Genomic DNA, 20262 nt, shown 5'->3' with positions numbered 1-20262 from the left:
AACGCTGCCGACTGCGGGTGCGTGCGCGCTGCGGGGCTGGTCCGTCTGTGGGGGCGGGGCCGCGCCAACGTCCAGTGGCCGCGGGGCTGCTTCGCTGCTGAAGCGCCGCGAACCGTGCTCCGGGCAGACATACCGCCACGTCCCCTCGTGTGCACCGCCGACTGCGGGCGCGTTCGTACTGCGGCGCCACTCGGCCTCGGGGCGGGGCCGCGCCGGTATGTCCGTCCTCGCCATCGTCCAGTGACCGCGCAGCTACTTCGGTGCTGGAGCGCCGCGAACCGTGCTCCGGGCAGACATACCGCCACGCCCCCTCGTGTGCACCGCCGACTGCGGGCGCGTTCGTACTGCGGCGCCACTCAGCCTCGGGGCGGGGCCGCGCCGGTATGTCCGTCCTCGCCATCGTCCAGTGACCGCGATTGCTGCTTCGGCACGGGAGTCCTGCGAACCGTGCTCCGGGCAGACATACCGCCACGTCCCCTCGTGTGCACCGCCGACTGCGGGCGCGTTCGTACTGCGGCGCCACTCAGCCTTCGGGGCGGGGCCGCGCCGGTATGTCCGTCCTCGCCATCGTCCAGTGACCGCGCAGCTACTTCGGTGCTGGAGCGCCGCGAACCGTGCTCCGGGCAGACATACCGGCACGTCCCCTCACAAGCACCGCCGACTGCAGGCGCGTGCGCGCTGCGGGGCTGGTCCGTCTGTGGGGGCGGGGCCGCGCCGGTATGTCCGTCCTCGCCATCGTCCAGTGACCGCGATTGCTGCTTCGGTGCTGGAGTCCTGCGAACCGTGCTCCGGGCGGACATACCGCCACGTCCCCTCGTGTGCGACGCCGACTGCGGGTGCGTGCGGGCGATCCCTCCCGGCTGGGGTACGTCGCTTCCGTGCCGTACGTTGCTGCCCGCCCCTGCCCCCTACCTGTGCCCCGTGCTGCACGCTCCCCCACCCACTCCGTCTCTGCGCGCTCCCCACCCACCATCCCGTTGTCGTACGTATCCCTCACCCGCTCCGCCTCCCCGCCCATCACCACCGCTCAGGCATCCCCACGGCCGGACGCATCCCCCACCCACCCCACAGCCCGGACCACCCAACCGCCCACCCATCCCTTGGCACCGCGGGGCAATCGGGTGGGTGGGCGGGAAAGGCTTGTTCGGGCAGGGGTGGATGCGGGGAGGGGGATGGGGCCCGCAGGGGGTGTTACGGCTTTCGGGCCCAGGTGGAGATCATGGGGGCCGCGGCCAGGTCCATCGGCTCTGCGGCGATGTTCGCGAGGTGGGCGGTGATGTCGTCGTCCGTGGCCAGGTCCGCGGAGGTCAGGGCCGCGCGGGACTGCTGGATCGTGGCCGTCTCCAGGGCCGCGCAGGCGGGCGAGGCCAGGGGGAAGTACACGTCGGCCTCCACCTGACGCAGGCCCGCCGCACGGAGCAGGCGGGGCAGGCCGCGCCCGTACGCGAGGTCGGTCCCGTACTGGGTGAGCAGCGCGTGCCGCAGACGGTTCGCCAACTGCTCCGCAGGACCGCACTCGTCAGGACAGGCCAGCGGCTGCAGGGCCGGGTCGGACTCCTCGATCAACAGGCGGCCCCCAGGGCGCAGCGCCCGGATCATCGAACGCAGCGCCAGCTCCTGGTCCGGCGCCCCGGCGAGGACGAGCCGCGCGTGGACGAGGTCGAAGCCCCCCTGGGCGGGCGCCGCGTCCACCCCCACGTCGTGCCTGCGCACCTCGACCGGCGTACGGGCCGCCGACGTCTGCCAGGAAATGTCCGTGTCCGTCGCGAGGATCCGCCCGGTGGGGCCGACCCGCTTCGCGAGCCAGGAGACGACGGATGTGCCGCCCGCGCCGACCTCCCAGCAGCGCCACCCCGGCCCGATGCCGAGCCGCTCGATGTGCCGGAAGGTCGTGGGGTCGAAGAGCGCGGAGAAGGCTTCGGAGCGCTGCCCCGCACCCGCACCCGCCCCCTCGGCGTGCCGATTTCGATTGCCGGTCAAATAGCCGTCAATGAGGGTCATGCCGCGATTATCCCAATTGCGGCGCTTGCTCCGGGGAGGCGGCCCCGAAGGTCTGGAGCGGAGTCTTCCGTTCCCACAGGCTCCGGCCGCGCCGTCGGAACGTACTGGCAGACTGGCACGTCAAGTCACCAGAACGAGGAGCCACGCATGTCGATGGCAGGCAACCTGCGAAAGGTAGGGAACCTCCGCAAGGTGGGCGGCCTGCGGAGAGTCGCGCGGGTCGCCCAGTTCGTGCGCAAGCACAGCCGTGTCGACCTGAGCCACCCCGCCCGCTCCCCGCTGGGCTCGGCGGTGGTGAAGTGCGTGACGTACCGCGGCGGCGTGCGCCAGGAGGACGGCCGCGATCTCGTCGAGGAGGTCGAGCGCGTCCGCAAGAGCGGTGACGGATTCGTCTGGCTCGGGCTGCACGAACCGACGGAGCAGGAGTTCGCCGGCATCGCCGACCTCTTCGACCTGCACCCGCTCGCCGTGGAGGACGCGGTCCACGCCCACCAGCGGCCGAAGGTGGAGCGGTACGACGAGACGCTGTTCGCCGTCTTCAAGACCGTCTGTTACGTGGAGCATGCCGAACTCACCGCGACCAGCGAGGTGGTGGACACCGGCGAGATCATGGTCTTCGTCGGCAAGGAGTTCGTGATCACCGTGCGGCACGGCCGGCACGGCTCGCTCGGCCCGCTGCGCGAGGAGCTCGAGTCGGCGCCCGAGCAGCTCGCCAAGGGCCCGGCGGCGGTCCTGCACGCGCTCGCCGACCACGTCGTGGACGACTATCTCGTCGTGACGGACGCGGTGCAGGCGGACATCGACCAGGTGGAGATGGACGTCTTCTCCAAGGACGGGGAGCGCGCCGACCCGGGCCGCATCTACCAGCTCAAGCGCGAACTCCTCGAACTGAAGCGGGCCGTGGTCCCGCTCGGCCGCCCCCTGCAGATCCTCGCCACCCAGCCGATGCAGGCGGTCGCCCCGGAGATACAGGCCTATTTCCGCGACGTCGACGACCACCTCAAGCGCGTCACGGAGCAGGTCGCCTCCTTCGACGAGCTCCTGAACTCCATCCTTCAGGCCCATCTCGCACAGGTGACGGTCGCGCAGAACGAGGACATGCGGAAGATCACCGCCTGGGCCGCCGTGATCGCCGTACCGACGATGATCTGCGGTCTGTACGGAATGAACTTCGACTACATGCCCGAACTGCGCTGGAAGTACGGCTATGGGCTGGTGATCGGCGTCATTGCCACCATCTGCTTCTCGCTCTACCGCGGCTTCCGGCGCAACGGCTGGCTCTAGGCCGTAGTGGCCGCCAAGGGATGGACCCCGGCGGATCAGCGGGCTGGGTGGTTGGCGCGGGGCGGCCTCGGGGTCAGCCCTTCGCGTACACGCTCTCGACCCAGCTCGCGAGCTGGTCGTCGGCGAGGTGCGTGGCGAGGTCGGCCTCGCTGATCATGCCGACCAGGCGTTTGTTCTCGATGACGGGGAGCCTGCGGATCTGGCTGCCCTTCATCTCCTGGAGGACTTCGTCGACGTCCGCGCCCGAGTCGATCCAGCGTGGCGTGCCCTTGGCCATGTCCCCCGCGGTCACCCGCGACGGGTCGTGTCCCATCGCCACGCAGCCGACCACGATGTCGCGGTCGGTGAGGATGCCGCAGAGCCGCTCGTTCTCGTCGCTGATGGGCAGCGCGCCCACGTCGAGCTGGCGCATCAGTTGTGCGGCGCGGTCCAGGGTCTCGTGTGCGGGGATCCACTGGGCGCCGCGGTGCATGATGTCTCCGGCGGTGGTCATGAGGTACCTCCCGGTGCCGGGCGGCCGGCGCGGCGCGGAGGCACCGCTAGTCCCGGCGCCCTTCATTCTCGCCGCGCCCCCGGAGGTCCGCACGCCGGAGCCGGGCGCCCCTGACGGGACAGGGCCTCGGGCGCGGGCGCCGCCGGGAATCAGGCGCCGCCGGGAATCACGTGGTCGGCCTCAGGCTGAGAAGCCGACGATCTTCTCCGGGGTGACCCTGATGATCACTCGGGCCTCCTCGTCCTTCTCGCCGGGCGGGTCGATGCCCAGGTACTTGTGCGAGAGCTCGTGAGGCAGTCGCTTCTCCGGATCGGGGAGGATCTCGGCGACGCCGCGGATCTCGGTCGACGTGTACGGGTTGGCCAGGTCGAAGACCGAGATGCTGATGCGCGGGTCGCGTTCGAGGTTGCGGACCTTCTGCCGCCGCGCCGTGGAGGAGAACAGCACGGTGTCGCCCTCCCGTTTGATCCACACCACCGAGTTCTGGGGTGCGCCGCCGGGGCCGAGGGTGGCGACGCTGGCGAAGTTCTTGCCGTCGAGGAGAGTGCGGACCGATTCGCTGAAGTGGAGCGCTGTCGTTGCCATGCCCAGACTCTAACTACATGCACGTGCATATAAAAGGGTTTTGGCGTTCCCAGTGTTCTTGGCGTTCCCGGTGTTCCCGGTGTTCTCGATGCGCCTGGGCCCGCGTCAGCCACCGCTCCATGCCGGGTGCCGCGGATCATCCGCGCGTACGACCACGTCGGCCGCCGCACCGGGATCCGCCTCCGCCTCGTACCGCTCGAAGGCGGGCAGCGTCCATCGCTCGCTCTCCGCCGTACGTCGCCGCAGGGCGCCCGGCGAGAGGCTCGTGTGGACCGTCAGATCGAAGGGGAACCAGTGGCCGAGCAGGAATGGCCCGTGCAGCAACAGCATTGATCCTGGCTGGAGTTGGACGTACGGGCTGCGCGTCGCGCGGTCCGTTGCCGGGTCCCACAGGTCGGGCAGCACCCTGCCCGTGCCGCCCGGGTCCAGCGGCCCGAAGACCTCGCGCCAGAGCGCGCCGGTGTCGAACCAGCCGCTGTAGTACGCCTCCACGTCCTCGCGCCCGTATTCGAGGCGCAGCGAGGCGGGACGCAGGAAGCCTTCCGTGCCGACCACGAGCGCGGACCGCCCGCGCACGCGCAGCGCGTCGGCGACGCCGCGGGCCAGGTCGCCGGGCCTGCCCGCCGGGGCACCGTCGAAGGCGACGCGGGGCCAGGGGCTCGCGTCGGCCGTCTTCAGGTCGAGCAGCCGGTCGGCGAGGGTGTCCGTGAGCCGGTCCCAGGTGATCGCTTCGAGTCGCACCCGTCCCATGATGCCGGGCCTTCCCAGCGTGGCCTCGGGGCTCCCGCCCCTTCCGCCTCCATGGCGGTACGCGCCCGCCGGCCCGGGGAATGAACTCTTCATGGCACCAACTCCCCTCGCCCGAAGAGGACTTCTCGCCATCCAGCCCCTGAAGCGCCGCCACTGCGCGGAATGCCGCGGCGGGCCGCTCTCCCTCCTGGTCATCGAGGATGCCGAGCCACGCTGCCTGGACTGCGCCGACCTGGGGCATCTCGTCTTCCTGCCGCGCGGAGACACCGCGCTGACGCGGCGGGCCCGCGAGGGGAGTGGGCTCTCGGCGGTGGTCGTCCGCTTCAACCGGCGCCAGGGCCGGTACGAGCGCCAGGGGGTGCTCGTCGAGGAGGCGGCGCTCGCGCGGGCCGAGGAGCGGTGCCTCGCGGACGCGGAGGCGCGGGCGCGCTGCCGGGCTCGGGACGCGGTGCGGCGGGCCGCGGAGGACGTCCGCTTCACGGCGGCCTTCGCGGACGAGATCCGGCGCCTCTTCCCGGGGTGCCCCGGGGAGCGGTCCCGGGCGATCGCCGCGCACGCGTCCGTGCGGGGCAGCGGGCGGGTGGGGCGGAGTACGGCGGGGCGGGCGCTGTCCGCTGCGGCGGTGACGGCGGCGGTGGTGGCCGCCGTCCGGCACACGGATACGCCGTACGACCGCCTCCTCATGAGCGGGGTCTCCCGGGGGGAGGCGCGCCGTCGGATTGGGCCGGCGGTGGATGCGGTGCTTCGGTCCTGGCAGGGGCCTGGGCGGGAGGGGGTGGCGGGCTGAGTCTCCGGCGGGCGTGGCCCGCCGGAGCCTTCCTCGCCTCGCCTCGCCTCGCCTTGCCTTGCCTTGCCGCCTTGGCAGGGGGCATGCGCTGGGCCGCTCGTGTCGCGACCGCTTGCGCCTGCTGAGGCCTTGCCTCGCGTCTGTGCGTCGTATGCGGCGGGTCTGAACCGCCGCTTCGCGGCGGAGTTTTCCCGCCCACCCACCCGATTGCCCCGCAGCGTCATCGGCTGGGTGCGCGGAGTTCCGCGCGATGCCCCCCCCCAGGGCAACCGGGCGGGTGGGCGGGGACGCCCCGTCGCGAAGCGGCGGAACAGGAGCAGCCCGCGACGGGCGGGGACGATCCGCCGCGCAGCAGGCGGAACAGGCGCACCCCGCAACGGGCGGGGACGATCCGCCGCGCAGCAGGCGCAGCAGGAACAGCAGGAACAGCCCGCGACGGCGGAAGCCAGACGCCCCACCCCAGCCAGGGACGGCACGCCCGTTCGCCCGCCCCCTCGACACGGGGCAATCGGGCGGGTGGGCGGGAGCGATCCGCCGCGCAGCAGGCGGAACAAGCGCAGCCCGCGACGGCAGACAGCCAGCGGCCCACCCCAGGCAGCGGGCGGAAAGCGCACAGCCTCCCCCAAGGCCCCCCGGCCAGACGCCCGCGTATGCGTCCGCGCGCCCCACGCATGGCCTCCCACCCGGTAAAGGCAATTCACTTGTGATGCGGGCCCGCGCCATGGAGGATCACTGCGGCTCGCTCACCTGACGGCTGCCTTACCGAACGCGGGAGTTGCCATGATCGAGGGACCATACTTCGTGCTCGTCGTGCTTGCCGCACTCGCCTGCGGCCTGGTCGCCGGAGCGTTCGTCGCGTTCTCGACGTTCGTGATGCAGGGCCTTGCCGCGCTGCCCCCGGCGCAGGGCATCGCGGCGATGCAGTCGATCAACGTCAAGGCGCTCACCGCCGGGTTCATGACCGTTTTCATGGGCGCCGCCGGCCTCAGCGCCGTCGTCGCCGTCGTCACCTTCGTGCTCTGGCCCGACGAGGGCACCGTCGAGCTGCTGCTCGGCAGCGCGCTGTATCTGTTCGGCTCGTTCGGAGTGACCATCGCGGCGAACGTCCCCCGCAACGACGCCCTCGCCAAGCTCGACCCGCAGGCGCCGGAGAGCGCGGAACGCTGGCGTACGTACGTCAGCGAATGGACCATGTGGAACCACATCCGGGTCGGAGCCTCACTCGCCGCCTCCGCATCATTCATCCTCGCCCTGACCTGACCTGACCTGCCCTGACCACCCCCGGGCCCCCACCCGCATGCCTCCCCCGCCCACCCGTCGTACAGTGGCCGAAAGCCTGTGAAAGCACGCGACGGGAGACGGCCATGGCCGACCCCAAGGGCTTCCTCACCACCCCCCGCCAGGAATGGCCCCGCCGATCCATCGGCGAGCGGATCAAGGACTGGGACGAGGTGTACGTCCCCGGCGCCCTGCTGCCCATCGTCGAGCGGCAGGCCGACCGCTGCATGGACTGCGGCATCCCCTTCTGCCACGACGCCTGCCCGCTGGGCAATCTGATCCCCGAGTGGAACGAACTCGTCTCGCGCGCCGACTGGCGCACGGCGGCGGACCGGCTGCACGCCACGAACAACTTCCCCGAGTTCACCGGCCGCCTCTGCCCCGCGCCCTGCGAGGCGGGCTGCGTCCTCGCGATCAACCAGCCCGCCGTGACCATCAAGAACGTCGAGGTGGCCATCGCCGACCGCTCCTGGCAGGACGGCCTCAACCCGCCGCGCCCGCCGGACCGGCACTCCGGCAAGGCCGTCGCCGTCGTCGGCTCAGGACCGGCCGGACTCGCCGCCGCGCAGCAGCTGACGCGCGCCGGGCACACCGTCGTCGTGTACGAGCGCGAGGACCGCGCGGGCGGGCTCCTGCGGTACGGGATCCCCGCGTTCAAGATGGAGAAGCACCACCTGGAGCGGCGGCTCGCGCAGATGCGGGACGAGGGCACGGTCTTCCGTACGTCCGTCGCGGTCGGGAGAGATGTACGGGCCGCCGAGCTGCGCACCCGGCACGACGCGGTGGTGCTGGCCGTGGGAGCCACCGCGTGGCGCGAACTGGACGTGCCGGGAAGGGAGTTGAGCGGTATTCACCAGGCCATGGAGTACCTACCGCTCGCCAACCGCGTGTGCGAGGGGGACATCGACACCTCCCCGCTGTCCGCCGCGGGCCGGCACGTCGTGATCGTCGGCGGCGGGGACACCGGAGCGGACTGCCTGGGCACGGCGGTGCGCGAAGGGGCCGCCTCCGTCACGCAGTTGGACATCTACGAACGGCCGGGTGACGTCCGCGACGAACTGGCCGAGCCCTGGCCGACGTACCCGAAGGTCTACCGTCTCTCCGTCGCCCACGAGGAGGCGGGCGAGCTGCGCACCGCCCCCGCGGCGGACGCCGACGCGCGCTTGTTCGCCGCCTCCACCCTCCGCTTCACCGGCGACGCGGCGGGCCGGGTGAGCGGCCTGCACCTGACCGAGGTCGAGGCGGACCGCAGCCCGCGGCCGGGCACGCGGCGCGTGCTCCCGGCCGACCTCGTCCTTCTCGCGCTCGGCTTCCGCGGTCCGGAGCGGACGCCGGGCGGCCTGGTCGAGCAGTTCGGCCTGGCCGTCGACGACCGCGGCGCTCTCGCCCGCGACGCGGACTTCGCGACCGGCGTGCCGGGCGTCTTCGTGGCGGGCGACGCGGCCCGCGGCCAGTCGCTGATCGTGTGGGCCATCGCCGAGGGCCGCGCGAGCGCCGCCGCGGTGGACCGGTGGCTGACGGGCGCGACCCAGCTCGCGGCGCCGATCGGCCCGTACGACCGGCCGATGACCGTGTGAGCCCCCGCCACGCGTGGCGGGGGCTCACAGGGGACTCACGACGGACGGGATCACGTCAGCTCATGGCGGCGTCACGTCAGCTCAGGCGGCGTCACGTCAGCGCTCACGACAGCAGGAAGTCGGCCTCCCCCGCCTTCGCCCCCTGGATGAACGCGTTGATCTCGCCGTGCGTGTAGATCAGGGCCGGGCCGTCCGGATCGGCCGACTGACGGACCGCGACCCGGCCGTCGGCCAGCTTCATGGCCTCCAGGCAGTTGCCGCCGTTGCCGCCGCTCCACGGCTTGTGCCAGCCTTCGCTGCCGAGCTCGCGGGCGGGCATGCCGTTGTATATCCGGGAGTCGTCCCGTGACTCGGGGCGGGACCCGGCTCCGGGCTTTGACCCGGGTCGCGTACCGGCTCGGTGTCGATCCATTCACAGCTCCTTGCGGAGGTCCCTCAGGAGCTCCTTTGTGCGTTGTGCCGTCGCGGCTTGCGCCGCCATGCGGTCCATGACCTCTAGGTGGGTGGCCACCTCGGTGCGCGCGTCCAGGTAGACCGCGCCGGTCAGGTACTCGCTGTAGACCATGTCCGGCAGTTCCGCCATGGCGAAGCGGAAGAGCACGAAGGGTCCATACGTGCCCGGGTGCGGACCCGCCGCGAACGGCGCGACCTGCAGCGTCACATGAGGGAGTTCGACGGCTTCGAGGAGCTTGTCGATCTGCTCGCGCATCACTTCGGGACCGCCCACAGGTCTGCGCAGAGCGGTCTCGTCCATCACGATCCAGACCCGCGGCGCGTCCTCGCGGGTGAGGAGCGACTGGCGCTCCATCCGCAGCGCCACATACCGCTCGACGTCCTCGGGACGGGTCTGGCCGATCGCCCCGGAGCGCATCACGCCACGCGCGTACTCCTCGGTCTGGAGGAGACCCGGGATGAAGTGCGGTTCGTAGGACCTGATCAGGCTGGCCGCGCCCTCCAGGCTGACGTACATGCTGAACCAGCCCGGCAGGATGTCGTGGAACCGCTGCCACCAGCCCGGCTTGTTCGCCTCCTCGGCGAGCGTCACGAAGGCGTCGGCCTCGTCATCGGCGACGCCGTAGGACTTCAGGAGCAGCTGGAGATACGGGATCTTCAGCGCGACCTCGGCCATTTCCATACGACGGACCGTGGCGGGGGCGACGCGAAGGATCCGCGCCGCCTCCTCTCGCTTGAGGCCGGCGCGCTCGCGCAGGTCCTGCAAACGACGGCCTAGGACGACCTGGCCGACGGTCGGCGCGGACCGCGGTTCGCTCACGTCCTACCTCCACGTACTCCATGTAATGCCAATTCACTCCGCACCTGGAGCCGTTGCGAGCAGTGTGCCATGTGCCGTCCAGAAGGGACACGCCACTGTGCACTTTTCAGAGTGGGTCTTGCCAAGGTGTTCCCGGCGGGGCGATAGTGGATGGCGTGACTCCGCCCGCGCCGTTACACACAGCTGCCGCCGAAGCCCCTGTTGGCATGACCGCCGACGCGTGGGCCGAGAACGGCTCCGAGCTCTGCGTCAGCTTCGCGCTGGTGCCACGGCCGGGTTCCGCATCGCAGGCCAGACGTCTTGCGAAGGCCCAGCTCCTGGGCTGGGACATCGACGAGGACGCCCGCGACGCCGCGGCCCTCGTGGTGTCCGAGCTGGTCACGAACGCGATCGTGCACACCGCGAGCCACCGGATCGTCTGCGAGCTGTGCACCAGACCCGGCACGCTGCGCATAGCTGTGCGTGACGACGGATACGGATCAGGTGTCCCGCGGCCCGCCCAGGAGGGGCCCGACGCGGACGAGGAGCACGGGAGGGGACTGCTTCTCGTCGAGGCGGTGAGCAACGCGTGGGGTGTGCGGGACGAGGGTCCCGGGGTTGGCCTCACCGTATGGGCGGAACTGCGGGCGTGACGTGACTGAGGGTGCGGGCGTGAGGACGACGTGGACAGGGGGCGTGTGAGCGCGGTGACGGTGCGGCGGCTGTTGGATCTGGACACGCTGGTCCGCCTCGAACGGAGGCGGGCCTTCGCCGCCTCCCCGCCGCCGTCGACACGGCTCGCCGTCCCGGACGGGATGTCGCAGCCTCTGGGGTGCGACGCGGTCTCGGTGCCCTCGCGGTTCGGGCCCCGGCTGATGGCGCGGCTGCCTCGTGTGGGGTGTGTGTACGAGGACGTGGACGCGGCGCGGTGGTGGTGGATCGTGCCGGCGGACTCCGATGTCGCACTGGAATGGCCCTCCCCCGCGTACTACGCCGCGGGGGCCGTGGTGCCGGGCGCCCGGCGCGCTCCCTCCTTGATCCACAGCCCCTCCGGGGGCGACGTTCCCTATACGCCGCCGATTCCGCTGTATCTGGCGTGGTGCAGGGCCACGGGAACTACGCCCGCGTGGTCCCGGGCTGTGCGGGCCTAGCCTCCGGCGGCGTTTTCCCCGACTCCGCCCCTTCCCGGCTGTGACATGTGCGGCTGCGCCGCGGGCCGCTCTGGCTCGGTGGCCTTCGTTGCCGCTGATCACCGGCTCCGCCGAGTTCGTCCGCACACGCCGGACGGGCTGAAATAACCGGCTGCCCCCGCCGGGGCGGCACCCTCCCGTGGGCGCCGCCCCGTCCCTTCACCCCGTCACCGCCGCCTCCACCGCCGCCACGACCTCCCCCGGTGCCTCCAGCTGGGCCATGTGCCCCACCCCTTCGATCACCCGGACGGCGGCCCTCCCCTCCAGGGCCGCCGCGTTGGACGCCGGGATCACCTGATCCGCCCCGCCCCACACCGCGACCGTCCGCACGCCCCGCGGCAGCATGGAACTCACGTCGAGGGCCGCCCCGCCGCCCGGGGCCACCAGCGTCGGCAAGAGGCTGCGGAGCGCCGTGTCGACTCCGTCCAGGCGCTTGTACTTCAGGACGTCGTCCACCAGCTGCCGCGTCACGAGCCCCTCGTCGGCGAACAGCTTGCCCAGGTGGGGCCGGAGTTCACGCCGCGTCCCGGCCTCCGCGAAGCCCCGCAGATAGGCGGCGTCCACATCGGGGCCGTACCCGGCGGGCGCGATCAGCGTCAGGGAGCGGACCCGGTCGGGGACCGCCGCCGCCACCGCGGTGACCACCGCGCCCCCCAGCGAATGGCCCACCAGATGCGCCCGCTCGATGCCGAGCGCGTCGAGGAAGCCCGTGACGACCAGCGCCAGCGAGGCCAGGCTGCCGTCGCCCACCTCCTTGCTGGACTCTCCGTGACCCGGCAGGTCGAGCGCGTACACCGTGTGGCGCGCGGCGAGGGGCTCCTGCACGAAGAGCCAGGAGTTCTTGTCGCCGCCGTACCCGTGCACCAGGACGACCTCCTCCGCGCCACCGCCCGACGTCGCGTACGACAGGGCCGTGCCGCCCACCTCCGCGATGCCGCTCACCGGGCTGCCCTCGTCCTCGGCCGGCACCCCGCGCGCCAGCTGCTCCCGTGCCTCGGCGGCCACCCGCTCGATCTCGTCCTCCGTGACCCCCGGCCCGGCGATGACCGCGATGACACAGCCGACGGGCGCATCGCCGCCCGCCTGCGCGACGATCCGCCGAAGCACGCCGCCCCGCGGCGCCTCGAGCGTGCCCGCGATCTTGTCGGTGTCGATCTCGGCCAGATCATCACCCTCCTCGACCTCGTCGCCCTCCCGCGCGATCCACTCGGTGATCTTTCCGGTCTTCATGGACAGGCCCCATTTGGGCATGGTGACCCGCTCGATGAACGGCATCCTCACAGCTTCCCATCGACAACTGACTTGACCGCGGCGGCGACCCGCGCGGCGTCCGGCACATAGAGGTCCTCGAGCGTCGGGCTGAACGGCACCGGCGTGTGCGGCGCGGTCACCGTCTCGATCGGCGCCCGCAGCGCCCCGAACGCCTCGCGCGCGACGAGCGCCGAGATGTCGGCCGCCATCCCGCAGCGGGGTCCCGCCTCGTCGACCACGACGAGGCGCCCGGTGGCCGCGACGCTCTCCAGGATCGTGTCGGCGTCCAGCGGGCTCGTGGTGCGGGGATCGATGACCTCGCAGCTCAGACCGGCCGACGCCAGGTCGTCCGCCGCCTCGGATGCGACGGCCACCATGCGGCCGAGGGCCACGATCGTCACGTCCTCGCCCTCGCGCACGATGCCCGCCTCACCGAAGGGGATCGTGTAGCTCTCGACGGGGACCTCGCCCACCACGTCGTACATCGCCTTGTGCTCGCAGAAGATCACCGGGTCGTCGTCCCTGATCGCCTGGATCATCAGCCCCTTCGCGTCGTACGGGGACGAGGGGAGGACGACCTTCAGGCCCGGCACGGCCGTGAACGCCGGGTACAGGGCCTGCGAGTGCTGGGCCGCCGCCCGAAGACCGGCCCCGTACATCGTGCGGATCACGACGGGGGTGACGGCCTTGCCGCCGAACATGTACCGGAACTTCGCCGCCTGGTTGAAGATCTGGTCGAAGCACACCCCCATGAAGTCGATGAACATGAGCTCGGCGACCGGCCGCAGGCCGCGTGTCGCGGCGCCGATCGCCGCGCCGATGAACGCCGACTCAGAGATCGGGGTGTCAAGGACCCGCCCCGGGAAGCGCGGCTGGAGCCCCTTCGTCACGCCGAGGACCCCGCCCCAGGCGTCGGATTCGCCGGGTGCGCCCGCGCCGCCCGCGTTGTCCTCGCCCATGACGATCACCGAGGGATCGCGCTCCATCTCCTGTGCCAGTGCTTCGCCCAGTGCCTCGCGACAGCTGATGCTGCGTGTCACGGTCGACTCCCCTCAGAGGTACGAGATGTAGACGTCGGTCTCCAGGTCCGCGACGGTCGGCAGGGGCGCAGCCTGCGCCTGTGCCACGGCCTCGTCGATCAGCAGGGCGACCTCGGCGTCGATCGCGTCGAGCTGCGCGACCGTGACCTCGCCCGCGACCCGCTCCCTGAAGCGCTTGATGCAGTCGAGTTCGGCACGGGCGTGGCGCACCTCGTCCGCCCGGTACTTCTGCTGGTCGCCCTCGAAGTGCCCGTAGTAGCGGGTGAGTTGCACCTCGATGAGGGTGGGCCCGCCGCCCGAGCGCGCCCTGGCGACCGCTTCGCCCGCCGCCTCGTGCACCGCGAAGAAGTCGAAGCCGTCGACCGTGACGCCGGGCATCCCGAAGGCCGCGGCGCGGGCCGCGATGGAGCCGCCGCCCACCGACCACTTCGCCGAAGTGGCCTCCGCGTAGCCGTTGTTCTCGGCGACGAAGACGGCGGGCAGCTGCCAGACGGATGCGAGGTTCAGGGATTCGAGGGTGGTGCCCTGGTTGCTGCCGCCGTCACCGAAGAAGGCCACGCCCACGCCGCCGTCCCCGCGCGTCTTCGCGGCCAGCGCGGCGCCGCAGACGAGGGGCGGCCCGCCGCCGACGATGCCGTTGGCGCCGAGCATGCCCTTGGAGAGGTCGGCGATGTGCATGGAGCCGCCCTTGCCGTGGCACGCCCCGGTCGTGCGCCCGTAGATCTCGGCCATCATCGACTTCACGTCGACGTGCTTGGCGATGCAGTGGCCGTGGCCCCGGTGCGTGGAGGCGATGACGTCGCGGTCGTCGTCGAGGTGGGCGCAGACCCCGGCGGCGGACGCCTCCTCACCTGCGTACAGGTGGACGAAGCCGGGGATGTCGCCGGTCGCGAACTCCTCGTGGAGGCGCTCCTCGAAGTCACGGATCGTACGCATCGTGCGGTACGCGTCGAGCAGTGCGGGACCGTCCAGGCCGTGCTCGTAAGGGACTTGAGGTGTCCGGAGAGTGTCGGTCACGGAAGAACTCCTTTGCCTGCGCGGGTGCGGAGTTGCCTGCATGGGGTATGGCACTGCGGCCTGGGCCGACCGGCAACAGTTGCCCGGGGTTGCAAGCCCGCACAGGACGTACGCAAACGGAGAAGGAGAAGCAGACGAACGACAAACAGAACAACACCCAGAAGCAGAGCGGGACTTCGGAGTCCGAGTCGCTGCTCTTCGGCGGCCCGCTGCGCTACGACACCGGCTGGGCCCAGCACGAGGAGGCCTTCCTCCAGCTGGGGTTCCGGTCCATGCTGAAGCGGCTTCCCGCGCTCCTTGCCGCCAGCTTCCGGCTCGCCTGGCAGGCCGACCGGCGCGCCGCACGCATCGTGATCGGCGCCGAGGTGGGCCGCGGGCTCGCCCAGGCGGTGAGCCTCCTCGCGGTCAACAGCGTCCTCGGGCGCCTGATGGCCGACGCCCCGGTGGCCGACCGGCTGCGCGGCGCGATGCCCGCCCTGGTGACCGTCGCGTCCGTCCTGTTCGTCGCCGCGCTGCTGCGCGCCGCGTCGACGTACGCGACGGGCCGCCTCGAACCGAAGGTCGAACGCGTCGCCACCGAGCAGTACTTGGAGAAGGCCGCGTCGGTGGAGCTGTCGGCGATCGAGGACGACGCGTTCCACAAGCTGCTCGACACGGCGCAGTACGGAGCGGCCTCCGCCCGCCGCATGATCGGCATCTCCACGCGCGTGGTGAACGCGATGATCTCGCTGATCGCGGCGGCGAGCGTGCTGACCGTCCTGCACCCGGTGCTGCTTCCGCTCCTGGTGACGATGACCCTGCCGAGCGCGTGGAGCGCCCTGACCATCGCCAGGCGCCGCTATGTCTCCTTCCACGCCTGGGTGCAGCACGCCCGCGCGGGACGCCTCATCGGCAGCCTCCTCACGGAGGCGCGGGCGGCACCGGAGATCCGGGTGCACGGTGTGGGGCCCTTCCTGCTGCGGCACTTCCGGTCCATGTCGGAGGCCGCGGAGGAGGAGCAGGCGCGCCTGGCGCGGCTCGCCGCCCGGACGGGCCTGATCGCGGCGGCGTGGACGGGCGCCGCCACCGCGGCGACGTACGCGACGCTCGGCGGTCTGCTGCTCGCCGGAGCGATGGCGCTGTCCGTCGCGGGCACCGCCGTCATCGCGATCCGCACCGGAGCGTCAAATCTCGACACGCTCGTCCTTGAGGTCAACTCCCTGCACGAGGACGCCCTGTTCGTCGGCGACCTGGAGCGGCTCTTCGTGGAGGCTGCGCAGCGCGCGATCCCGGTCGGCGGCGCCGAACTGCCTCCGGACCCACGGGAGATACGGTTCGAGAATGTCACCTTCCGCTATCCGGGGGCCTCGGGCAGGGACGCGCTCAGCGACGTCTCCCTGACGCTGCCCACCGGGAAGATCGTCGCCCTGGTGGGCGAGAACGGCTCCGGCAAGACCACCTTGGTGAAGCTGCTCGCCGGTCTGTACGCACCGAAGGACGGCCGGATCCTGTGGGACGGGGTCGACGCGGCGACCGCGGACCGGCATCAACTGGTCGAGCGCATCGCGATGGTGGCGCAGGACTTCAAGCGCTGGCCGTTCACGGCGCGCGTGAACATCGCGATCGGCCGGTCGTCGCTGCCCCTCACGGACGACCGGATCGGCGCATCCGTCGGGGAGGCCGGTGCCGGGGACGTCGTGGCCGATCTGCCGCGCGGGCTCGACACCTTGCTGGCCCGTGCGTTCACCGGCGGGCACGAGCTGTCGGGCGGCCAGTGGCAGCGCCTGGGCATCGCGCGCGCCGCGTACCGGCGCGGCAGCATCCTGATCGTGGACGAGCCGACGGCGGCGCTCGACGCCCGTGCCGAGCTGGAGGTCTTCGAGAAGATCAGGGCCCTCGCGGGGACGGGCCAGACCGTCATCCTCATCACCCACCGGCTTGCGTCGGTGCGCCACGCGGATCTGGTCCATGTCCTGGACGGAGGGCGCCTGGTGGAGTCGGGCACACCGGACGAGCTCCTGCGGACCGGTGGTGTCTACGCGGAGCTGTACGCCCTGCAGGCCGACCAGTTCACGGCGAAGATCCCCTCACCGAACGGGCACGCCGAGCGCTGAGGGGCGCGCTCGGCCCACGTGGCAAGTTCAGTGCCCGCGCGGCGCGCTCGCTACGCGGCGGCGGCCACCTCCGCCATGTCGGTCACCCGGGTCTCGCGCACGATCACCAGGAAGGCATCGGAGGCGAGGTCCATGACGACCTCCGCCTCCTGCCCCTCCGTGCGGCGGGCGCGGGCGAACTCCTCCGCGGGCCACGATCCTCGCGGCCCACCGGCCGGAAAGCGTTCCAGTACCACTCGGTTGTTCATCATCGTCCTTCTGCTCCCCCGTCGGCAGTCCTGACGGACTCTCATGGAGTAGAACGCGCCGAGGGGTGGAAAGGACTCGCAACGTGACCGACCTGACACCTGGTTGTGCCGGTTCCTCACATCTCGTACTCGTCGTGATACCTCACCCGGCTGCTGCCCGCCGGTGCCCCGATCCCCGCGGACCGGCCCTTCGGCTCCTCCCACTCCTCCTGCCGGCCGAGGGCGGTGAGATCAAAGAGGCTGGAGTACGACGCCACCCAGTCGAGGCCGCGGGCGTACGTCGAGTACGTGTGGAAGACGCGGTCGCCGTCGCGCAGGAAGCAGCTGATCCCCGGCTGCTCGAAGGACTCGTCGCCCTCGCCGACGGTGGCGTCGAAGTCCTCGTTGAAGTCGCTGCCGTTCGAGGAGTACCACGGCACCGTCCAGCCCATCCGGGCCTTGAAGGGCAGGATCTTGGTGAACGGCGCGCGGGAGACCGCGATGAAGTTCGTGCTGCGGGCCCGCAGATGGGCGAGGTGCCCGATCTGGTCGAGGAACGCCGAGCAGCTGCGGCAGCCCGCGTCCCACTCCGGGGCGAACATGAAGTGGTAGACGATCAGTTGGGCGTCTCCGTCGAAGAGGTCGAACAGCGTCGCCTTGCCGTCGGAGCCGTCGAACAGATACTCCTTGCCGATCTCGACCATCGGAAGCCGACGCCGCTCGGCGTTGAGCGCGTCACGCGCCCGGGTCTCCGCCTTCTCCTTGGCGAGCAGTTCCTTGCGCGCGGCGAGCCACTCCTCGCGCGTGACGATGCCGGGAAGTCCCATGGTCCCTCAGTCCCTCCGCCGGATCCGCCCCTCGGATCCGTGCTTCTGCGAGGGGTGACCTGCGGCATCACCGGAACTCATCGGTCGCGGCGAAGAAACTTCAAAGAATCTCAGCCCCGGCCCTCAGCCCTCACTCTCTTGACCCTCAGCCCTTGACCTTCAGCCCTCGTAGTTCTGGATCCGCTTGCCGTGGCCGCGGTCGATCAGGGCGGGCAGTTCGGCGCCCAACTCCGCGACGATGCGCGGCACATCGAGGGTCAGCAGCCTTCGGTCGCGCATCAGGATCCGCCCGTCGACGATCGTCGTGGTGACGTCCGCCGAGCGCGCACTGTGCACGAGGGTGGCCGCGAGGTCGTGCACAGGCTGGGTGTGCGGCCCGTCGAGATCGACGAGGACGATGTCGGCGCGGCGCCCCGGCGCGAGGCTGCCGATCTGCTCTCCGAGGCCGACGGCCCGCGCGCTCTGCAGTGTGGCGTGGTCCAGGGCCTGGCGGGCGGTCAGCCAGGCCGGGTCGCGCTGCGTGGACTTCTGCACGAGTGCGGTGAGCGCCATGGACTCCCACACGTCCAGGGTGTTGTTCGAGGCGGCGCCGTCCGTGGCGAGGCCGACGGGGATGCCGATCCCGCGCAGGGCGCGCACGGGCGTGGTGTCCCAGCCGAACTTGAGGTAGCCGCGCGGCGCGGACGCCACGGCGATGCGGCCCGTGCCCTGCTGGAGGACGGGGAGGTCGCGGTCGAGGATGCCGGTGCCGTGCGCGATGAGGACGTCGACGTCGAGCAGCCCTGTGCGGTGCAGGACCTCGATGGGGGTGCGGCCGTGGCGCTCCAGGCTGTTGTCGGTCTGGGCGCGGTTCTCGGAGGCGTGCAGGTGGACCATGAGGCCGTGCTCCCGGGCGAGCTCGGCGGTCGCGGCGAGGTCCGCGTCGTCGACGGTGTACGGGGCGTGCGGGGCGAGCGATGTAGTGATGCGGCCTTCGGCGGCGCCGCGCCGCCTCAGCGCGAACTCCAGGGATGCGGCGCGGCCTTCGGGCCCCTGCGAGGAGAAGAAGGCCGCGCCGAGGTTGGCGCGCAGACCGCTCTCCTCGACGACATCGGCGACGGTGTCCATCGCGAAGTAGTGGTCGGCGAAGGTCGTCACCCCGCCCCGGATCATCTCGGCGCAGGCGAGCCGCGCGCCGAGCCCGACGACGCGCTCGGTCAGATTGGACTCGATGGGCCAGATCCAGTCGTTGAACCACTCGTGCGCCGGGAGATCCTCGGCGAGGCCGCGAAGGGCGACCATCGGCGTGTGCGTATGGCAGTTGATCAGGCCGGGCAGGGCCGCCTGGCCGCGCGCGTCGATGCGCTCGGCGGCCCGCAGGCCGGCCACGGCAGGGGTGGTGGTCACGGCGTCGATGCGGCCGTCGCGTACGACGAGGGCCGCGTCGTCGAGGAATCCGATCCGACCCCCTTCGTCGTGGACGAGGGCCGTGCAGCCCGTGATGACGAGGTCGGCGGGGCCGTGCGCGGGAGGCGGCGTCATCTGTTCAAGGTACGGGGAGTGCGCATCCCGTGCCCTGTCCCGTCGCCGGTTTCGCGAGCACGCTGACGTCAACCCACCCACCACGCGAGCACAGTTGGAGCCCGCCATGCTCCTCGGCACTTGGAACCTGGAGAACCTCTACCGGCCCGGCGGCAAGTTCGGGCCCAAGGACAAGGCCGCGTACGAGGCGAAGCTGGCCTCGCTCGCGGCGACGATCTCGGCGCTGCGGCCGAGCGTGCTGGCCGTGCAGGAGGTCGGCGATCCGGAGGCCCTCGCGGATCTGGCCGGGATGCTGGAGGGCACCTGGCACACCACTCTTTCGGAGCACGCGGACGAGCGCGGCATCCGCGTCGGCTTCCTCTCCTCGCTTCCGGTGTTCGTCGTCGCCGACGAGGACTGCTTCCCTGCGCCGGTGCGCCCGGTGCAGGTCGGCGACGTGGGCAAGCCGGTGGCGCGGGCGGGGCGCGGGGTGCTCGCGGTGACGGTGACGACGCGCGCGTTCTTCTTCGACGCGGCCGTCTGCCATCTGAAGTCGAAGCTGCTCTCGTACGGCGGCGGCCGGTTCCAGCCGCGGGACGAGGGCGAGCGGGCCCGCTTCGGGGCGTACGCGCTGTACCGGCGCTCGGCCGAGGCGACGCTGGTGCGCTCGCTTGCCGACCGGCTCCTGAAGGGCGACGGCCGCGAGCACGACGTCGTGGTGCTCGGTGACCTGAACGACGAGGTGTCGGCGGCGACGACGCAGATCCTGCTCGGCCCGCCCGGCTCCGAGATCGGCACCCCCGGCTTCGACAAGCCGGACAAGGGCGACGCGAAGCGGCTGTGGAACGTGGCCCCGCTGATCCCCGCCGAGCAGCGCTACTCCCGCATCCACGCGGGGCGCCGGGAGCTGATCGACCACGTCCTGGTGAGCCGCAGCCTCCTGAACCAGGTCACGGCGGCGGGCACGGGCGTGCCGGGCTCGACGGCGACCGCGCTGCCGTCGGTCGGGGACGGGGATCCGCAGGAGCGGAGGAACGCGACGGGCTCGGACCACGCGCCGGTGTGGATACGGATCGAGCGCTAGCCCCGGCTCCTCTCAGCGCCACCCTC

At 71.6% G+C, this 20262-nt stretch carries 20 protein-coding genes; 8 read left to right on the top strand and 12 right to left on the bottom strand.

The features are described from left to right. Positions 1-1191 precede the first annotated feature (1191 nt). Complete coding sequence (locus M4V62_RS31515; RefSeq protein ID WP_249590583.1) at positions 1192-2001, bottom strand: class I SAM-dependent methyltransferase; 810 nt, start codon at positions 1999-2001, stop codon at positions 1192-1194. 147 nt (positions 2002-2148) lie between these two features. Here M4V62_RS31515 and corA point away from each other — a divergent pair, with 147 nt between their 5' ends. Next, on the top strand, positions 2149-3285 hold the full coding sequence (gene corA, locus M4V62_RS31510; protein WP_249590582.1) for a magnesium/cobalt transporter CorA: 1137 nt from the start codon (positions 2149-2151) through the stop codon (positions 3283-3285). A gap of 73 nt (positions 3286-3358) precedes the next feature. Here corA and M4V62_RS31505 read toward each other — a convergent pair whose 3' ends face one another. From M4V62_RS31505 to M4V62_RS31495, 3 genes are all read right to left on the bottom strand, one after another. Next, a complete protein-coding gene (locus M4V62_RS31505; protein WP_249590581.1) occupies positions 3359-3778 on the bottom strand; it encodes a CBS domain-containing protein in 420 nt (139 codons plus the stop codon). A gap of 180 nt (positions 3779-3958) precedes the next feature. Continuing rightward, positions 3959-4363, bottom strand: a complete 405-nt coding sequence (locus tag M4V62_RS31500; protein ID WP_249590580.1) for a PPOX class F420-dependent oxidoreductase — start codon at positions 4361-4363, stop codon at positions 3959-3961. Positions 4364-4468: 105 nt separating this feature from the next. Then, positions 4469-5113, bottom strand: a complete 645-nt coding sequence (locus M4V62_RS31495; protein WP_249590579.1) for a nucleoside/nucleotide kinase family protein — start codon at positions 5111-5113, stop codon at positions 4469-4471. 91 nt (positions 5114-5204) lie between these two features. Between M4V62_RS31495 and M4V62_RS31490 the strand changes: the two genes are divergently transcribed. The 3 genes from M4V62_RS31490 (at position 5205) to M4V62_RS31480 (ending at position 8755) form a co-directional block, all read left to right on the top strand. Further along, on the top strand, positions 5205-5900 hold the full coding sequence (locus tag M4V62_RS31490) for a DUF2293 domain-containing protein (protein WP_249590578.1): 696 nt from the start codon (positions 5205-5207) through the stop codon (positions 5898-5900). A gap of 780 nt (positions 5901-6680) precedes the next feature. Continuing rightward, positions 6681-7160 (top strand): anthrone oxygenase family protein, encoded by a 480-nt coding sequence (locus M4V62_RS31485; RefSeq protein ID WP_249590577.1) that lies wholly within the window; start codon positions 6681-6683, stop codon positions 7158-7160. A gap of 104 nt (positions 7161-7264) precedes the next feature. Next, complete coding sequence (locus tag M4V62_RS31480; protein ID WP_249590576.1) at positions 7265-8755, top strand: glutamate synthase subunit beta; 1491 nt, start codon at positions 7265-7267, stop codon at positions 8753-8755. Positions 8756-8858: 103 nt separating this feature from the next. On the opposite strand, the gene M4V62_RS31475 is transcribed toward M4V62_RS31480, so the two are convergent. Both M4V62_RS31475 and M4V62_RS31470 read right to left on the bottom strand, forming a co-directional pair. Next, positions 8859-9074: a DUF397 domain-containing protein gene (locus M4V62_RS31475; RefSeq protein WP_249593092.1), complete on the bottom strand. Its 216-nt coding sequence runs from the start codon at positions 9072-9074 to the stop codon at positions 8859-8861. Between the two features lie 93 nt (positions 9075-9167). After that, complete coding sequence (locus M4V62_RS31470; protein WP_249590575.1) at positions 9168-10028, bottom strand: helix-turn-helix domain-containing protein; 861 nt, start codon at positions 10026-10028, stop codon at positions 9168-9170. 206 nt (positions 10029-10234) lie between these two features. Between M4V62_RS31470 and M4V62_RS31465 the strand changes: the two genes are divergently transcribed. Together M4V62_RS31465 and M4V62_RS31460 are read left to right on the top strand one after the other, a co-directional pair. Further along, positions 10235-10660: an ATP-binding protein gene (locus M4V62_RS31465; RefSeq protein ID WP_249590574.1), complete on the top strand. Its 426-nt coding sequence runs from the start codon at positions 10235-10237 to the stop codon at positions 10658-10660. A 30-nt stretch (positions 10661-10690) separates the two neighbouring features. After that, on the top strand, positions 10691-11158 hold the full coding sequence (locus M4V62_RS31460; RefSeq protein WP_249590573.1) for a hypothetical protein: 468 nt from the start codon (positions 10691-10693) through the stop codon (positions 11156-11158). Positions 11159-11356: 198 nt separating this feature from the next. Here M4V62_RS31460 and M4V62_RS31455 read toward each other — a convergent pair whose 3' ends face one another. Genes M4V62_RS31455 through M4V62_RS31445 form a run of 3 tightly spaced genes read right to left on the bottom strand, consistent with a single transcriptional unit; the run spans position 11357 to position 14505 of the window. Continuing rightward, positions 11357-12472 carry an acetoin dehydrogenase dihydrolipoyllysine-residue acetyltransferase subunit gene (locus M4V62_RS31455; protein ID WP_249590572.1) on the bottom strand — a complete coding sequence of 372 codons (1116 nt, stop codon included), beginning with the start codon at positions 12470-12472 and terminating at the stop codon, positions 11357-11359. 2 nt (positions 12473-12474) lie between these two features. After that, complete coding sequence (locus tag M4V62_RS31450) at positions 12475-13488, bottom strand: alpha-ketoacid dehydrogenase subunit beta (RefSeq protein WP_249590571.1); 1014 nt, start codon at positions 13486-13488, stop codon at positions 12475-12477. Positions 13489-13500: 12 nt separating this feature from the next. After that, entirely contained in the window at positions 13501-14505 is a 1005-nt protein-coding gene (locus tag M4V62_RS31445; protein WP_283779118.1) for a thiamine pyrophosphate-dependent dehydrogenase E1 component subunit alpha, read from the bottom strand. Between the two features lie 89 nt (positions 14506-14594). Here M4V62_RS31445 and M4V62_RS31440 point away from each other — a divergent pair, with 89 nt between their 5' ends. Next, a complete protein-coding gene (locus M4V62_RS31440; protein WP_425575313.1) occupies positions 14595-16598 on the top strand; it encodes an ABC transporter ATP-binding protein in 2004 nt (667 codons plus the stop codon). A 50-nt stretch (positions 16599-16648) separates the two neighbouring features. Here M4V62_RS31440 and M4V62_RS31435 read toward each other — a convergent pair whose 3' ends face one another. The 3 genes from M4V62_RS31435 to M4V62_RS31425 all read right to left on the bottom strand — a co-directional run bounded on the left by M4V62_RS31435 (position 16649) and on the right by M4V62_RS31425 (position 19173). After that, positions 16649-16846 carry a hypothetical protein gene (locus tag M4V62_RS31435; protein WP_249593089.1) on the bottom strand — a complete coding sequence of 66 codons (198 nt, stop codon included), beginning with the start codon at positions 16844-16846 and terminating at the stop codon, positions 16649-16651. 116 nt (positions 16847-16962) lie between these two features. Further along, on the bottom strand, positions 16963-17652 hold the full coding sequence (locus M4V62_RS31430) for a DUF899 domain-containing protein (RefSeq protein ID WP_249590570.1): 690 nt from the start codon (positions 17650-17652) through the stop codon (positions 16963-16965). A gap of 159 nt (positions 17653-17811) precedes the next feature. Beyond that, positions 17812-19173: an amidohydrolase gene (locus M4V62_RS31425; protein WP_249590569.1), complete on the bottom strand. Its 1362-nt coding sequence runs from the start codon at positions 19171-19173 to the stop codon at positions 17812-17814. A gap of 106 nt (positions 19174-19279) precedes the next feature. Here M4V62_RS31425 and M4V62_RS31420 point away from each other — a divergent pair, with 106 nt between their 5' ends. Then, positions 19280-20236: an endonuclease/exonuclease/phosphatase family protein gene (locus tag M4V62_RS31420; RefSeq protein ID WP_249590568.1), complete on the top strand. Its 957-nt coding sequence runs from the start codon at positions 19280-19282 to the stop codon at positions 20234-20236. Positions 20237-20262: the final 26 nt, after the last annotated feature.

Source organism: Streptomyces durmitorensis (assembly GCF_023498005.1).
GTDB classification, from domain to species: domain Bacteria; phylum Actinomycetota; class Actinomycetes; order Streptomycetales; family Streptomycetaceae; genus Streptomyces; species Streptomyces durmitorensis.
This window is presented reverse-complemented; position numbering and strand designations above follow the sequence as displayed.

What these genes read in the sequence shown, in the direction of transcription:
- M4V62_RS31515 (WP_249590583.1), bottom strand. Translation starts at nt 2,001, where the DNA reads ATGACCCTCATTGACGGCTATTTGACCGGCAATCGAAATCGGCACGCC.
- corA (WP_249590582.1), top strand. Translation starts at nt 2,149, where the DNA reads ATGTCGATGGCAGGCAACCTGCGAAAGGTAGGGAACCTCCGCAAGGTG.
- M4V62_RS31505 (WP_249590581.1), bottom strand. Translation starts at nt 3,778, where the DNA reads ATGACCACCGCCGGAGACATCATGCACCGCGGCGCCCAGTGGATCCCC.
- M4V62_RS31500 (WP_249590580.1), bottom strand. Translation starts at nt 4,363, where the DNA reads ATGGCAACGACAGCGCTCCACTTCAGCGAATCGGTCCGCACTCTCCTC.
- M4V62_RS31495 (WP_249590579.1), bottom strand. Translation starts at nt 5,113, where the DNA reads ATGGGACGGGTGCGACTCGAAGCGATCACCTGGGACCGGCTCACGGAC.
- M4V62_RS31490 (WP_249590578.1), top strand. Translation starts at nt 5,205, where the DNA reads ATGGCACCAACTCCCCTCGCCCGAAGAGGACTTCTCGCCATCCAGCCC.
- M4V62_RS31485 (WP_249590577.1), top strand. Translation starts at nt 6,681, where the DNA reads ATGATCGAGGGACCATACTTCGTGCTCGTCGTGCTTGCCGCACTCGCC.
- M4V62_RS31480 (WP_249590576.1), top strand. Translation starts at nt 7,265, where the DNA reads ATGGCCGACCCCAAGGGCTTCCTCACCACCCCCCGCCAGGAATGGCCC.
- M4V62_RS31475 (WP_249593092.1), bottom strand. Translation starts at nt 9,074, where the DNA reads ATGCCCGCCCGCGAGCTCGGCAGCGAAGGCTGGCACAAGCCGTGGAGC.
- M4V62_RS31465 (WP_249590574.1), top strand. Translation starts at nt 10,235, where the DNA reads ATGACCGCCGACGCGTGGGCCGAGAACGGCTCCGAGCTCTGCGTCAGC.
- M4V62_RS31455 (WP_249590572.1), bottom strand. Translation starts at nt 12,472, where the DNA reads ATGCCGTTCATCGAGCGGGTCACCATGCCCAAATGGGGCCTGTCCATG.
- M4V62_RS31435 (WP_249593089.1), bottom strand. Translation starts at nt 16,846, where the DNA reads ATGAACAACCGAGTGGTACTGGAACGCTTTCCGGCCGGTGGGCCGCGA.
- M4V62_RS31430 (WP_249590570.1), bottom strand. Translation starts at nt 17,652, where the DNA reads ATGGGACTTCCCGGCATCGTCACGCGCGAGGAGTGGCTCGCCGCGCGC.
- M4V62_RS31425 (WP_249590569.1), bottom strand. Translation starts at nt 19,173, where the DNA reads ATGACGCCGCCTCCCGCGCACGGCCCCGCCGACCTCGTCATCACGGGC.
- M4V62_RS31420 (WP_249590568.1), top strand. Translation starts at nt 19,280, where the DNA reads ATGCTCCTCGGCACTTGGAACCTGGAGAACCTCTACCGGCCCGGCGGC.